This window comes from Janthinobacterium sp. 13 (assembly GCF_002749695.1).
Classification (GTDB): Bacteria; Pseudomonadota; Gammaproteobacteria; order Burkholderiales; family Burkholderiaceae_D; genus Janthinobacterium; species Janthinobacterium kumbetense.
In genome coordinates this window covers 4790996-4804372 of sequence record NZ_PEEQ01000001.1, presented here as the reverse complement: position 1 = coordinate 4804372, position 13377 = coordinate 4790996, and the positions used below count along the sequence as shown (strand labels likewise).

General features: G+C 64.2%; 13 protein-coding genes. 5 read left to right on the top strand and 8 right to left on the bottom strand.

From position 1 onward, the window contains the following. Positions 1 to 16 precede the first annotated feature (16 nt). Positions 17 to 721: a CPBP family intramembrane glutamic endopeptidase gene (locus tag CLU94_RS21080; RefSeq protein ID WP_180278723.1), complete on the top strand. Its 705-nt coding sequence runs from the start codon at positions 17 to 19 to the stop codon at positions 719 to 721. On the opposite strand, the gene CLU94_RS21075 is transcribed toward CLU94_RS21080, so the two are convergent. Both CLU94_RS21075 and CLU94_RS21070 read right to left on the bottom strand, forming a co-directional pair. Further along, positions 710 to 1174 (bottom strand): CYTH domain-containing protein, encoded by a 465-nt coding sequence (locus CLU94_RS21075; RefSeq protein WP_099668422.1) that lies wholly within the window; start codon positions 1172 to 1174, stop codon positions 710 to 712. The two genes, CLU94_RS21080 and CLU94_RS21075, sit on opposite strands and share 12 nt — an antisense overlap. Before the next feature lie 12 nt (positions 1175 to 1186). Then, positions 1187 to 2308: a M14 family metallopeptidase gene (locus CLU94_RS21070; protein WP_099667062.1), complete on the bottom strand. Its 1122-nt coding sequence runs from the start codon at positions 2306 to 2308 to the stop codon at positions 1187 to 1189. 302 nt (positions 2309 to 2610) lie between these two features. Here CLU94_RS21070 and CLU94_RS21065 point away from each other — a divergent pair, with 302 nt between their 5' ends. Both CLU94_RS21065 and CLU94_RS21060 read left to right on the top strand, forming a co-directional pair. After that, a complete protein-coding gene (locus tag CLU94_RS21065; protein WP_099667061.1) occupies positions 2611 to 3273 on the top strand; it encodes a TetR/AcrR family transcriptional regulator in 663 nt (220 codons plus the stop codon). 96 nt (positions 3274 to 3369) lie between these two features. Further along, complete coding sequence (locus tag CLU94_RS21060; protein ID WP_099667060.1) at positions 3370 to 3741, top strand: hypothetical protein; 372 nt, start codon at positions 3370 to 3372, stop codon at positions 3739 to 3741. 67 nt (positions 3742 to 3808) lie between these two features. Here CLU94_RS21060 and CLU94_RS21055 read toward each other — a convergent pair whose 3' ends face one another. After that, positions 3809 to 5302 carry an acetyl-CoA hydrolase/transferase family protein gene (locus CLU94_RS21055; RefSeq protein WP_099667059.1) on the bottom strand — a complete coding sequence of 498 codons (1494 nt, stop codon included), beginning with the start codon at positions 5300 to 5302 and terminating at the stop codon, positions 3809 to 3811. Between the two features lie 159 nt (positions 5303 to 5461). Here CLU94_RS21055 and CLU94_RS21050 point away from each other — a divergent pair, with 159 nt between their 5' ends. Further along, the gene (locus CLU94_RS21050) at positions 5462 to 6355 is read left to right on the top strand and encodes a LysR substrate-binding domain-containing protein (RefSeq protein WP_099667058.1); all 894 of its coding nucleotides are present in this window, start codon (positions 5462 to 5464) and stop codon (positions 6353 to 6355) included. Positions 6356 to 6407: 52 nt separating this feature from the next. Here the strand turns inward: CLU94_RS21050 and fucP are convergent, their stop codons facing one another. Beyond that, positions 6408 to 7712 (bottom strand): L-fucose:H+ symporter permease, encoded by a 1305-nt coding sequence (gene fucP, locus CLU94_RS21045; RefSeq protein ID WP_092607048.1) that lies wholly within the window; start codon positions 7710 to 7712, stop codon positions 6408 to 6410. Positions 7713 to 8136: 424 nt separating this feature from the next. Between fucP and CLU94_RS21040 the strand changes: the two genes are divergently transcribed. Further along, positions 8137 to 8370, top strand: coding sequence for a DUF3563 family protein (locus CLU94_RS21040; protein ID WP_077407407.1), 234 nt, complete (start codon positions 8137 to 8139; stop codon positions 8368 to 8370). A gap of 217 nt (positions 8371 to 8587) precedes the next feature. Here CLU94_RS21040 and CLU94_RS21035 read toward each other — a convergent pair whose 3' ends face one another. The 4 genes from CLU94_RS21035 to CLU94_RS21020 all read right to left on the bottom strand — a co-directional run bounded on the left by CLU94_RS21035 (position 8588) and on the right by CLU94_RS21020 (position 13343). Beyond that, on the bottom strand, positions 8588 to 10294 hold the full coding sequence (locus CLU94_RS21035) for a lactate permease LctP family transporter (RefSeq protein WP_099667057.1): 1707 nt from the start codon (positions 10292 to 10294) through the stop codon (positions 8588 to 8590). 102 nt (positions 10295 to 10396) lie between these two features. Then, positions 10397 to 11842: a LutB/LldF family L-lactate oxidation iron-sulfur protein gene (locus tag CLU94_RS21030; RefSeq protein WP_099667056.1), complete on the bottom strand. Its 1446-nt coding sequence runs from the start codon at positions 11840 to 11842 to the stop codon at positions 10397 to 10399. Continuing rightward, complete coding sequence (locus CLU94_RS21025) at positions 11839 to 12555, bottom strand: LutC/YkgG family protein (RefSeq protein WP_099667055.1); 717 nt, start codon at positions 12553 to 12555, stop codon at positions 11839 to 11841. Before CLU94_RS21025 ends, CLU94_RS21030 begins: the two co-directional genes overlap by 4 nt. Next, a complete protein-coding gene (locus CLU94_RS21020) occupies positions 12552 to 13343 on the bottom strand; it encodes a (Fe-S)-binding protein (protein WP_099667054.1) in 792 nt (263 codons plus the stop codon). The genes CLU94_RS21025 and CLU94_RS21020 overlap by 4 nt, the downstream gene beginning before the upstream one ends. Positions 13344 to 13377 lie beyond the last annotated feature (34 nt).

Here is a 13377-nt window from a genome sequence, read left to right as displayed (position 1 = left end):
GGCGCTATCGTTTCCCATGCTGGCAATGTTACTGGCGAGCGCATTCATCGCCATGCGCGTCATGGGCACGCTGGGTCCGTTGGGTTTGTTCTGGATGCTGCCGCTGAGTTTTTGCGTGATGGCGGCCTTGCCATGGATCTTGCTGTCGCCGCACGGGCGCCGCAGCATCGGCCTGCAAGCGCCCTCCGGCAAGGCGCCGTATGCGCTGGCCTTGATCTGCGGCGCGGCAGCCGCGCTCCTGTGCTTTGCCCTGGGCATGCTGCTGTATGGCGCCACGCCGGACAACTGGTTTGTCAGCATAGCGGCCAGCTTTCGCCGCACGGCGCCCACGGCGGGGCTGAGCATCTGGATGCTGCACCTGATGATCACCGTGCCGGCTTGCATCTTCAGCCCGATCGGCGAGGAAATCTTCTTTCGGGGCGTGCTGCAAAAGGCGCTGGAGGAAAAACTGTCCGTGCGCAGCAGCACCTGCGTGGAAGCAGGACTGTTCGGCCTGGCACACCTGTGCCATCATGGCTTGAGCATGACGGCTGCCGGCCTGTCGCTGAATGCGGCCTCGGCGGCGGTGTGGGTGACGCTGATGTTTGCGACAGCCTGCCTGTTCGCATGGTTACGGCGCCGCCATGCTTCGCTATGGCCAGCGATGGCGGCGCACGCGGCATTCAATCTGACGATGAATGCCGTGATTTTCCAATTTCTGTGGCCAACATTACCACTGTGAAAACGGATGGCGGATCAGGTTGGCGTTGTAGTAGCGCGCATCGCCCGACACTTCCGCGCCGACCCAGTCGGGCTTCTCGAACGGCTGGTCTTCCGAGGCCAGTTCGATCTCCGCCACCACCAGGCCCGCATTGGCACCCAGGAACTCGTCGACTTCCCACACCATGCCCGCGTGTTCGATGCGGTGGCGAACCTTTTCGATCAGCGGCTGTTCGCACAGGCTGTCGAGCAGTTCGGCCGCGTCGGCCAGCGGAATCGGATACTCCCACTCGCCGCGCGTCGCGCCCACGTTCGCCCCCTTGATGGTCAGCATCGCCTGCTCGCCTTCGATGCGCACGCGCACCACGCGCTCGCGCGCAGACGACAAATACCCCTGGCGCAGCAGGACCGACTGGCCCAGGCCCCGCCAGGCGTCGCCGGCAAGCAGAAATTTACGCTCGATCTCGATACCCATGAACAACGCCGTTCAATCCAGCGACAGCAGGATAGGCTGCAGCATGGCCGCGCCCAGGGCCGCGCTGCGCGCACCATTCCAGCCGACGGCCGGATCCGGCAAGTCGGCGTTTTCCTTGAACGGCATTTCCAGGGTCAGCGCCAGGCAGCCGAAGTGGTGGCCGACGTACTTCGATGCCAGGGTCAGCATGTCCGACTTGTACTTGCTGGCCGCATAGCCGAACTTGTCCTGGAAGTCGGGGCTGGCCTGCTTGTAGCGCTCGATGAAGGCTTTCTGGTGCGCCGCTTGCGCCGGCGTGAAGTTTTCCAGCATTTCATTGCCGGCCACAAAGTTGTACGGCAGCGCTTCATCGCCGTGGATGTCGAAGAACATGTCGACGCCCGTTTCGTGGATCTTGTTTTTCACGCACAGCACTTCCGGGCTGGACTCCAGCGATGGCGTCATCCATTCACGGTTCAGGTTGGCGCCTGCCGCATTCGTGCGCAGGTTGCCGCGGATGGAGCCGTCCGGGTTCATGTTCGGCACGATGTGGAACACGGCGCGCTGCAAGAGCTTGCGCGCGATCGGGTTGGCGTCGTCGAGCAGCGAGTCGATCAAGCCTTCGACGAACCATCCGGCCATCGATTCGCCCGGATGCTGGCGCGCGATGACCCAGATTTTCTTTTCCGCCTGCGGATTGCCGATGGTCACCATGTTCATGTCGCGGCCGTCGACCGTGCTGCCCAGGTCGGACACGCGCGCCAGCGGATGCTCGGCCACTTCACCGAGCAGGCGCAAATGGCGTTCCCACGAATACGGCTCGAAATACGCGTAGTACACGCTGTCGAGTTCCGGCGTGTGCGAAATCGTCATGACCTGGCCGTCGAACGAGGTCGGCACGCGGAACCAGTTTTCGCTGTCGTAGCTGGCCACGGCCTGGTAGTCTTCATAGCCGGCCGGATAGGTGGCCTGGCCCGCGTTCAGGAAGCGCATCGTGCATGCCTGGCCGCGCGCGCCCTGCAGGCGGAAGTGGAACCACTGGTGGATGTCGGCGTGGCTATCCTTGCGCAAGTTCAGGTCGATGGCGCCGGCACTGGTGGCGCTCACCACGTCGATGGCGCCCGAGTCGAAGTTCTGGCTGATTTTAATGGTCATGTAATGATCCCGTCCGAATGTAAGTGTTCCGGCGTTGCCTCGTGGGCTGGCGCCGTTGCGCTAAAAAACGCAGTGTAAGCTATCCCGCTATTTTCCGCCCTTTGGCACCGTTCGCAAAGCCTGGCCCGGCGTTTTATGCACCAATCCGGGGCATCGATGGAAAAGTGCCGGGCAAAAGCGCGAAAAATCGGTCAGCTGTTGCATCTACCGGACAAAAAACTGCTTTGTAACAGCGGCTGACACATTGGCGCCCGGTCGCCCCCCTATAATTCTTGCTTTCATAGAGTCGCCAGGAAAGAGTCGTGGACAAGAAGTTAACTAACATCCAGGAAAGAAAGTTACGCGAGGCTCAGGCGCGGCGCGAGCACATCATCGACGTCGTCAAAGATCTCATCAAGAAGGGCGGCGCGCGCGCCGTCTCCATCCGCAAGGTAGCCGAGGCGGCCGGTTTTTCCACCACCGTCGTGTACGCCCTGTTCCGCGACAAGGCCACCCTGATCGCGCAGGCCATGGACAAGGATTTGCTGGAACTGGTGCGCGCCATGCGCACGGCGTGCGCCACCAGCGATGATCCGTGGCAGCGCATCGCCCTGGTCGGCCGCGCCTACATCGAGTACGGCTTCGAGCATCCGGACGAGTATTCGCTGATCTTCATGGAATTGCGGCCGCACGCGGAAATCGACGCCGTCGAGGTCGAACACGGCAATATCGAGCAGGATCCATACGCCTACGCGCTGCACCTGTTTACCGAACTGGCGCAAGCGGGCCAGGTGCGCCAGGACGAGCCGGCGCTGCACACGATGACGCAAGTCTTCTGGCAATCGCTGCACGGCCTCGTGTCGCTGCGCATCGTCATGGATGCGGGCGACCCGTGGACGCCGCACCCGGAAATGAACGCGCATATCGACGACTTGCTGGCCGTCGTCACGGCAGGCATCCGTCTGCGCTTTGCACCGGCTTCCTGACGTTTGATCCAGCGCAAACCGTCCCGACAGAAAAGGCGGACAGTGGAGTGAAGCCGCCTGCGCTGGTGCAGCGCGGCTCGCGCGAAGGAGGGCGAGATGAACGAAGCCTATGCCACGGACCGGCTTGACAAACAGCAAGGCGCGCACAATGCTGTACGCATGGAAGCGCGGCTGACAAAACTGGAAACGGACCGGGAACACGACCGGCTATGGTTCAAGACCCTGGAACAGCGTCTTGGCGACGGCCTCGACAATGTACGCACGGAGCTGCGCAGCGAATCGCAGCTGCTGCGCGCCGACCTGACGCAGTTTCGCGGCGACTTGCGCGGCGACTGCCACGCCTTGCGCACGGAACTGGGCGACATCCGCAAGCACATGCACACCCACTTCCTGTGGTTCATGGGCATACAGGCCACCACCACGTTTGCCCTGCTGGGCCTGGGCGCCAAGGCGCTGCATATGTACTGAACAATAGAAAAAGGCAGGCGCGGTATGCACCGCCCTGCCCTGCCTGTCTTGAGGTTAGCGAAGTCTGCTACGCTGCCAGCATGCTCTGCGTTTCCTGGTAGCGCGTGTGCCACGACAGCGCCTGCTCCAGCATGTGCGGCGTGTGGCCGCCGCGCTGGCATGCCGCGTCGTAATAGGCACGCAGTTGCGCGCGGTAGTCTGGGTGCGTGCAGCGTTCGATGATCAGCGGCGCCCGTTCGCGCGGCGCCAGGCCGCGCAAGTCCGCATAGCCCCACTCCGTCACCAGTACGTCGACGTCATGCTCCGTATGGTCCACATGCGAGACCATCGGCACGACGCTGGAAATGCGCCCGCCCTTGGCCGCCGATTTCGACACGAACATCGACACTTGCCCATTGCGCGCAAAGTCGCCCGAGCCGCCGATGCCGTTCATCATGTGCGTACCGCACACATGCGTGGAATTGACGTTGCCGTAGATATCGAACTCGAGCGCCGTGTTCAGGGCGATGATGCCCAGGCGGCGCACGATTTCCGGGTGGTTGCTGATCTCTTGCGGGCGCAGCACGATTTTTGACCGGTAATGGTCGATATTGTCCATCAGCTTTTGATGCACGGCGGCCGACAGGGTGATCGACGAGGCCGAGGCAAACGCCAGCTGGCCCGAGTCGAGCAACTCGATGGCGCTGTCCTGCAGCACTTCCGAATACATCGTCATATTGCGGAAAGGCGAGCCGATCAGGCCATGCAGCACGGCGTTGGCGATGGTGCCGATGCCTGCCTGCAGGGGCAGCAATTCCGGGCCCATGCGTCCGGCCGCCACTTCGCCTTCGAGAAAAGCAATCACGTGGCCGGCGATCGCCTGCGTTTCCGCATCCGGCGGCAAGGCATTCGACGGGCTGTCGGGACTGTCCGTGATGACGATGGCGGCGATGCGGGCCGGGTCGATGGCGATGGCCGTGCTGCCCAGGCGCTGGTCCACGCGCGTGAGGGGTATCGGTTCGCGCCCCGGCAGGGTTTGCGGAATGTAAATGTCGTGCAAGCCTTCCAGCGCCAGCGGCGTGGACAGGTTGATCTCGATGATGACCTGCGTGGCCTGCTGGGCGAACGCGGCGGAGTTGCCCACCGACATGGTCGGGATGATGGCGCCGGCCGCCGTGATGGCGGTGGCCTCGATGACGGCGATATCGACGGCCGCCAGGTTGCCCGAGCGCAACTGCTCGGCCGTTTCCGACAGATGCTGGTCGATGAACATGACTTCACCGTTGTTGATCTTGCCGCGCAGCACAGGGTCGACCTGGAACGGCATGCGGCGCGCCAGCACGCCCGCTTCAGCCATCAGGCCATCGCTGCCATTGCCCAGCGAAGCGCCCGTGATCAGGGTCAGGCTCAACGGGTCTTGCAGGGCGCGCTCGGCCAGCGCGCGCGGCAGGGCCTTGGCGTCGCCGGCACGGGTAAAGCCGCTCATGCCGACACGCATGCCGTTGTGGAACAATTTGGCTGCCTCATCGGCGCTCATGATTTTGCTGAGCAAGCCTGGGTGGCGGATACGGTCCTCGTACATCGTGATGCTCCTGATATTCTTAATATTCTCAAACTGGATGGCTGTCATACACCAACCCCATAAGTGGATTCAGTATAAAATCCCGCTTACATGCATGGCATGAATTAATTTCGTCATATCCAGTCGATATTTTCATGCCCTGCCAACGCCGAGCCCCTCTTGGATATCCGTTCCCTGCGCTATTTCGTCGAAACCGTGCGCCTGTCGAGCTTTACGCAGGCGGCGGAATCGCTGCACCTGACCCAGTCCACCATCAGCAAGATGGTGCGCCAGCTGGAAGACGAGGTGGGCGCACAATTGCTCGTGCGCGACGGGCGCAAGCTGACCCTGACGGACACGGGCCGCATCGTCTACCAGCACGGCCAGGAAATGCTGGCCAATATGCGCCAGCTGACGCTGGAAGTGCGCGACACGCAGGCCTTGCAGCGCGGCAGCCTGACGGTCGGCATCCCGCCCATGATCAACGTGCTGTTCACGCCCGTATTGAAAGCCTTCCGCGCGCGGTATCCGCACATCAGCCTGACCCTGCAGGAAGACACGGGCCAGCAGATCGAGCGCAAGGTGGCGGGGGGCGAGCTGGAAATCGGCATGACGGTGCTGCCGGCCGACCCGGAGCTCGATCTCGTGGCCGTGGAAGTGGCCAACTACCCGATCTGGGCCCTGGCCGAGCCGGGCACGTTCCAAAAAAAACGCACGACGCTGCCCTTCAAGGCGCTGGCCGACTTGCCGCTGGTGTTATTAAAGGATGATTTCGCGCTCACGCGCAGCCTGCGCCAGCATTTCGCGCAAGCGGGCTTCACGCCGACGATTGCGGCCCAGAGCGGGCAGTGGGACTGGCTGGTGGCGATGGCCTCGGCCGGCTTGGGCGTGGCCCTGCTGCCCGAGCCGTTCATCCACCGCCTGGCCGGCGAACCGTTGGAAGCGGTGCGCATCGTCGAGCCGGAGGTGGCGTGGCAGGTGGCGCACATCTGGAGCGGGCGCTACCTGTCGCACGCGGCGCGCGCCTGGCTCGAAGTGTGCCAGGACGTGCTGGGTACGCAGTTCGCGCACTGACATAAAAAAAGGGTGGCCGAGGCCACCCTTTTGATTGATCGCGCCACCTTGCTTATTTGGCGGCGTCGTCCTTGTACATGCTGGCGTACTTCCAGCCGAAGTACAGAATGAAGGTGTAGCACAGGGCCGGCACGAGGAAGGACAGCTGCAGGTTGATGTGGTCGGCCAGGAAGCCCTGGATGAACGGCACGATGGCGCCGCCGACGATGGCCATGCACAGGATGCCCGAACCTTGACCCGTTTGCGCGCCCAGCTTGTTCAGCGCCATGCTGAAGATGGTCGGGAACATGATGGAGTTGAACAGGCCCACGGCGATCAATGCCCACATGGCCGTGTGACCGCTGGAGAACACGGCGACGAGGATCAGCGCGATGACGACGGCGGCGTTGAAGGCCAGGGTCTTGCCCGGGCTGACATAGCGCATCACGGCAAAGCCGACGAAGCGGCCCAGCATGGCGCCACCCCAGTAATAACTGACGAAATACGCGGCGTCGGCGTGGCTGAGGCCCGCGATATGGCTCTCGCCCAGGAAGTTGATCAGGAAGCTGCCGATGCTCACCTCACCGCCCACATACAGGAAGATGGCCAGCGCGCCCAGCACCAGGTGGCGGTGCGACCAGATCGACACCTTGTGGCCATCCTGCGCCACGGCGGCCGCATCGTCGGCATGCGAAATCTTCGGCAATTTCGCCAGCGCGAACAGCACGGCCAGGATTACCAGGGTGGCGGCCAGCACCAGGTACGGGCCTTGCACGGAAGCGGCTTCCTTGGCGCGGTAAGCCAGTTGCTCGGCCGCCGGCAGCAGGTCGAACTGCTGCACCGTCAGCACGGTGCCCGACAAGATCAGCATGCCGCCCAGCGCAGGCGCCACGGTGGTGCCCAGCGCGTTGAACGCCTGCGTCAGGGTCAGGCGGCTCGACGCCGTCTGCGGGTCGCCCAGTTCCGTCACGTACGGATTGGCCGCCACCTGCAGCACGGTGATGCCGGCCGCCAGGATGAAGAAGGACAAGAGGAACAGCGCATAGCTGCCGGTGGACGCCGGGTAAAACATGGCGCAGCCGGCGGCCGCGATCAGCAAACCGGCGACGACGCCGCGCTGATAGCCGATTTTCTTGATCAGCATGCCGGCCGGCAGCGAAACGATGGCGTAGGCGCCGAAGAAGCAGAACTGCACCAGCATCGCCTGGACATACGTCAAGGTGTAGATCGAGCGCAGATGGGGAATCAGCACATCATTGAGCGAGGTCAGCAATCCCCACATGAAAAACAGCACCGTGACAATGATCAGGGCGCCTGTATTGTTTTGCGTGCCGGCCCGTGCGGACGGTACGCCCTGGCCTTGCTTTACATATTCCATACCTTCTCCATTTTTCAATTCCAAGTTGATCGCGCCAGGCATGGAAGCGTTTCCACCCGGGCAGCACCAGGACGCGCAAGCGCCACGCAGATATCAGCGTGGGCCATGACTACCATCAGCGATACGGGGCAGGCATGGCATCTCGCGCGTGCGGCCGACCGTTTCTCGTCAGAACGATGTCTTGTGGGCGCGGCACGCCTGCGGGCTGCGTCTGAAAACAACATCCAGGACAAAAACGTCTTGTAGTAAAACTACGATCCTGCGCCGGCATTATGCCTTAAAGCCCCGTATTGCGCAGCTTTCGCGACCATTATCTGAAAAATGAATAGCTGACATTTGAAATCAAAAGTAGCCTTATAACTTGGAATCGCTATACTTATATTGCAGTGCAGCACAACGCGGCACGCCACTCAAGGAGTCTGCCATGTCTACCGCATTTACTTACCACACCACGCAAAACAGCAATATCGTCGCCACCCTCGTCCACGCCGCCAAGCGCGTCGGTGCCTGGCTGAACCAAAGCAGCGACCGCCGCGAACGCGCTTATGAAGAAGCCTACCTGGCTGAATCGACCGACCGCTACGATCTGGAATACCGCATGCGCGAACTGGCCCGTGCCAACCCGCAGCCCACCTGGATGAGCGGCCTGAGCCGTTAATGTACTGAACCGGAAGCAAGCAGTACCAGCAAGACCATCGCCAGACCCATCCTGCTCGCCTCGCGCTTGAGCACGGGATGGGTATGCGGCAACACACGGCCGCCCGGCACGACGCCGGGAAGCGTCGTGATGTTGCAGTGCATCAGGTCATTTTCATGACCATCTGCACGTTTTACTATCAATTCATCTAGTTTTACTACGTATTTCTACGGATCGCTCAATGCGGGATCATGCCCGTGAACACGTACGCCTGCAGCATGGTGATGATGCCGATGATGACGGCAAACAACAGACTGTGCTTCAAGGTAAAGCGGAACAGGTCCGATTCCTTGCCCACCAGGCCAGTCGCGGCGCAGGCGACGGCGATCGACTGGGGAGAGATCATCTTGCCCGTCACGCCGCCCGTCGTATTGGCCGCCACCAGCAAGGTGTCGGACACGCCGATCTGGTGCGCCGTCGTGTTTTGCAGGGAGCAGAACAAGGCATTCGACGACGTATCGGACCCCGTCAGGAACACCCCCAGCCAGCCCAGGAACGGCGAGAAGAACGGGAAGGCGGCACCGCTGCCGGCCAGCAGCAGGGCCAGGGTGGACGACATGCCCGAATAGTTGGCCACGAAGGCAAACGCCAGCACCAGGCCGATCGACAGTACGGGACGGCGCAATTCCACGAGCGTTTCAACGAAGGCCTTGATGCCATCGCGCGGCTTCATGCGCAGCATCCACATCGACAGTACGGCCGTCAGCAAGATCGCCGTGCCCACGGCCGACAGCAGGTCGAGCTTGAAGACGGCGTCATACGCTTTCGGCTCCGCCACGATGGGCATCGTCTTGATCACCAGTTTATCGAGGTAAGGCACGTGGATCTTGACGACCAGGCTGGACAACGCGCCGCCGGCGGCGAACAGGGACTTGAAGCCGGGCAGGCTCCAGACGGTGACGATGGCCGTCAGCAGGCCGAACGGCGCCCAGGCGCGCGCCGTCTGCGCCAAGGTGTAGGGCGAGGCGGCGCGGCTGCCGCTGCCGCGCAAGTCCGCATTGCCTGCCCCGCCGCCAAAACCGGACAGCGCGGCGGCGCCGCCACCGACGGCGTTGACCACCTTGGCATTCTTCGGCTGCCACACTTTCAGGAACAGGGTCAGCGACACCAGGCTGACGAGGGCCGAGGTGATGTCCGGCAGCTCCGGCCCGATATGGTTCGACGTGAAATACTGGGTGACGGCAAAGCTGGCGCCCGTCACCAGGGCGGCCGGCCACACTTCGCGCACGCCGCGCACGCCATCCATCATGAAGACCAGCCAGAAAGGCACGGCCAGCGACAGCAGCGGCAACTGGCGGCCCGCCATCGCGCCGATCAGGAACGGGTCGATGCCCGTCACCTGGCCCGCCACGATGATGGGGATGCCCATGGCGCCAAAGGCCACGGGCGCCGTATTGGCGATCAGGCACAGGCCCGCCGCATACAGCGGGTTGAAGCCCAGGCCCACCAGCAGGGCCGAGGTGATCGCCACGGGCGCGCCGAAACCGGCCGCCCCTTCCAGGAAGGCGCCGAAGGCAAAGCCGATCAACAGCACCTGCAGGCGCTGGTCGTCCGTGACCGACAGCACCGAGGCGCGGATGATCTCGATCTGCCCCGTTTTCACGACGATCTTGTACAGGAAGACGGCCGTGACGATGATCCAGGCGATCGGCCACAAGCCATACGCAAAACCATAGCCGGCCGCCGCCAGCGCCTGCGGCACGGGCATGCCGTACGCAAAAATCGCCACCGCCAGCGCCAGCGCCAGGGTGACGGCGGCCGCCACATGGCCCTTGATGCGCAGCGCGGCCAGGGCGATGAAGAAGAAAATGATGGGAATGGCTGCCGCCAGGGACGACAGCCACAGGCTGCCGAGCGGTGTATAAAGTTGGGTCCAGGTTTGCATGTCGGGTCTCCTCCGGTGGATGCGGGTTGATTGAAAAAACGGCTTTTGATGTAATTGTGTGTAGCGTGTTTTTTGGGGTGCTTCGGTGCTGCGGGGGCCGGCTTACTCCTCCTGCCCGCGCGCGTTGAGCAGGTCGGCCAGGCTGCGCGGCGCCGGCGTCAACGGCTTGCGATGCTGCGTCCAGCCCAGCTGCTTGCCCGGCGTCAGTGCGCGCAGCCGGGTGGCGGCCCAGCGGAACAGGCGATAACTGATCGGGCGTGCGAAGGCGCCGCTCCAGAAACGCCAGACCAGGCTTTCGCCGCGGCTGAACTTGGCCCCCTGGCCGCGCAGCGGATGCGCCACCTGCTCGCCGGGATTGCGATTGGCCTCCGTGCGCAGGCGCACCAGCAGTTGCGGGATCGGGATGCGCACGGGGCACACTTCGCCGCAGGCGCCGCACAGGCTCGATGCGGTGGCCAGGTCGGCCGTCGCAGCTAGTCCCAGCAAGTGGGGCGAGATGATCTTGCCGATCGGCCCCGGATACGTGGTGCCGTAGGCGTGGCCGCCGATGCGCGTGTAGACGGGGCAGTGGTTCATGCAGGCGCCGCAGCGTATGCATTGCAGGGTGGCGCGCAGCTGCTCGTCGGCGTAGGCCTGGCTGCGGCCGTTGTCGAGCAAGACCAGGTGCACTTCGCGCGGTCCATCCTGTTCACCGGCGCGGCGCGGGCCGGAAATCAGGTTGAAATACGTAGTGATGGCCTGCCCCGTGGCCGAACGCGTCAGCAAGCTGGCCAGCGGCACGATATGTTCGAGCTTGGCCACCACTTTTTCCATGCCCATGATGGCGATGTGCACGTCCGGCACGGACGTCGTCAGCCGGCCATTGCCCTCGTTTTCCACCAGCCACAGGGTGCCCGTGTCGGCCGCCGCGAAGTTCACGCCCGACAGCCCGATATCGGCCTCGACGAAGGCCTGGCGCAGCGCGCGCCGCCCCGTCCGGATCAGGCTGTCGACGTCTTCCGTGTAGGGCGCGTCGGGAATGTGCTCGGCGAACAGGCCGGCGATGTCGGCCTTGGTCTTGTGAATGGCCGGCATGACGATGTGCGACGGCTTTTCGCCGGCCAGCTGCACGATGTACTCGCCCATGTCCGACTCCAGGCAGGTCATGCCGCGCGCTTCCAGGTAGTGATTGAGCTCGATTTCCTCGCTGGCCATCGACTTGCCCTTGATGAAGCGCGTCGCCCTGGCCTTTTGCGCGATGGCGTGGATGATGGCGTTGGCCTGCTCGCCATCCTCGGCCCAGTGCACCTGCACGCCGGCCGCCGTCAGCTTGTCTTCCAGCTGCACCAGCAAGTCGGGCAGGCGCGCCAGCGCGTGCCGGCGCACGGCTTCGCCGAGGTCGCGCAGGCGTTCCAGCTCGTCGCCGTCGGGGAACTGCGCCGTGCGCTTGTCCTGCAAAAAATCCATGGCACCGCGAAAGCTCTGGCGCAGCTTCGGGTCGTCCAGCGCGGCGCGGGCGCGCGCATGAAAGTCCGCCGGCTTGACGAATTGCAGTGGCTTGGCGTTCATGGCTGGCCTCCTTCACGGGCTGGCAAGTCATCGACGATCAGCACCCACAGCCAGCGCGGGCCATGCGCGCCATAGGCGAGGGTTTGCTGGATGTCGGACGTTTTCGAGGGACCCGACACCAGCACCAGGTTCGATGGCATGCCGTCCACCCAGCGCTCGGCGCGCGCCGCCGCATGCAAGTCCGCATGCAGGGTGCTCGCATACACGAGGCAAATGTGCAGCGGCGGCGCCAGCGACACCGTGCGCGGCGTGGCCGCGTCGGGCGCGATGACCAGCGTGCCCGTGGCGGCGATGCCGGAACGGGCGACGGTAAAACCCGCGTCGACGGTGTCGAACAACTCGCCCTTCCACTGCGCCAGCGGACGCTCGAAAGAGAGCACCTCGACGCCGTCCGGCAAGGCGGCCCGCAAGGCCAGTCCCTCCCTGCTATCGGCATCCATCAGCAGGCGGCGCACGCCATGCGCACCGAGGCGCTGCGCCAGCAGGGCGGGCCAGGCGTCGCCGCGCACGCAATCGACATCGGCATGCGCGGCCTGCAGGGCTGCCTGCATGGCGGCGGTCCTGCCCCGTGGCGACAGCGGCGCTTGTGCGCGGCGCGCCAGGTAGTGCTGGTCGATGGCCGTATCGATGACGTCCACCGCCTCGGGCGTGGACGGCGCGGCGGCGCGCAAGCGTCCCAGCATGCGTTCGCGGGCGCTCAAGGCGGCGCTCATGCTTCGCCTCCCGTGCGGCGCCACAAAAAGCTGGCCAGGTGCTCGACGGGCAGCGGCGCGCCCTGGTGCTGCGCGGCGTGGCCGATATTGAGCAGGCAGCCGCAGTCGGCCGAGACGAGCCGGTCGCAGCCCGTGGCGCAGGCCGAGGCGATCTTGTCGCTGACCATGGCGCCGGAAATATCCGGGTGCTTCAGTGAAAACGTGCCGCCGAAGCCGCAGCATTCCGATTCGCGCTGGTGTTCGATGCGCGTCACGCCGGGCAAGGCGTCAACCAGGGCCACGCCGTGCACCCGCGTGCCCATTTCGCGGCGCGCGCCGCACGAGGTGTGCAGCACCACGCTTTCCTGCGCCGGCCCTGCGCCGGCCAGGCCCGCCAGGTCGAGTTGCAGCACGCAGACGAGAAATTCGCTCAGTTCATACACGCGCTCGGCCAGTTCCCGCGCCTGGGGACCGGCGACGGGGTCGTCCTGGAACAACTGCGGCCAGTGGTGGCGCATCATGCCGGCGCAGGAGCCGGACGGCACGATTACGGGCCATGGCTGCGCAAACAGGTCGAGCTGGGCGCGGGCCACGGCGCGCGCCTGCTCCGGGTTGCCGCTGCTGTAGGCGGGCTGGCCGCAGCAACTCTGGCCGCGCGGATAATGCACCAGCAAGCCTTCCCGCTCCAGCAGGCGCACCGCGTCGAGCCCCGCCTGCGGCACGAACAGGTCGACCAGGCAGGTGGCGAACAGGTACACCTGGAGCGGTGCGGGTGGATAGCGGCGTGGCTGGCGCGGATCTGGCTGCATGAATGTGTCTCCCCGGCGCTCTGTGTGTTGCTGC

Excerpts from the sequence above, each read along its gene's own strand:
- CLU94_RS21035 (WP_099667057.1), bottom strand. The coding sequence starts at position 10,294 with ATGCAAACCTGGACCCAACTTTATACACCGCTCGGCAGCCTGTGGCTG.
- CLU94_RS21080 (WP_180278723.1), top strand. The coding sequence starts at position 17 with ATGCTGGCAATGTTACTGGCGAGCGCATTCATCGCCATGCGCGTCATG.
- CLU94_RS21075 (WP_099668422.1), bottom strand. The coding sequence starts at position 1,174 with ATGGGTATCGAGATCGAGCGTAAATTTCTGCTTGCCGGCGACGCCTGG.
- fucP (WP_092607048.1), bottom strand. The coding sequence starts at position 7,712 with ATGGAATATGTAAAGCAAGGCCAGGGCGTACCGTCCGCACGGGCCGGC.
- CLU94_RS21040 (WP_077407407.1), top strand. The coding sequence starts at position 8,137 with ATGTCTACCGCATTTACTTACCACACCACGCAAAACAGCAATATCGTC.
- CLU94_RS21025 (WP_099667055.1), bottom strand. The coding sequence starts at position 12,555 with ATGAGCGCCGCCTTGAGCGCCCGCGAACGCATGCTGGGACGCTTGCGC.
- CLU94_RS21055 (WP_099667059.1), bottom strand. The coding sequence starts at position 5,302 with ATGTACGAGGACCGTATCCGCCACCCAGGCTTGCTCAGCAAAATCATG.
- CLU94_RS21070 (WP_099667062.1), bottom strand. The coding sequence starts at position 2,308 with ATGACCATTAAAATCAGCCAGAACTTCGACTCGGGCGCCATCGACGTG.
- CLU94_RS21030 (WP_099667056.1), bottom strand. The coding sequence starts at position 11,842 with ATGAACGCCAAGCCACTGCAATTCGTCAAGCCGGCGGACTTTCATGCG.
- CLU94_RS21060 (WP_099667060.1), top strand. The coding sequence starts at position 3,370 with ATGAACGAAGCCTATGCCACGGACCGGCTTGACAAACAGCAAGGCGCG.
- CLU94_RS21020 (WP_099667054.1), bottom strand. The coding sequence starts at position 13,343 with ATGCAGCCAGATCCGCGCCAGCCACGCCGCTATCCACCCGCACCGCTC.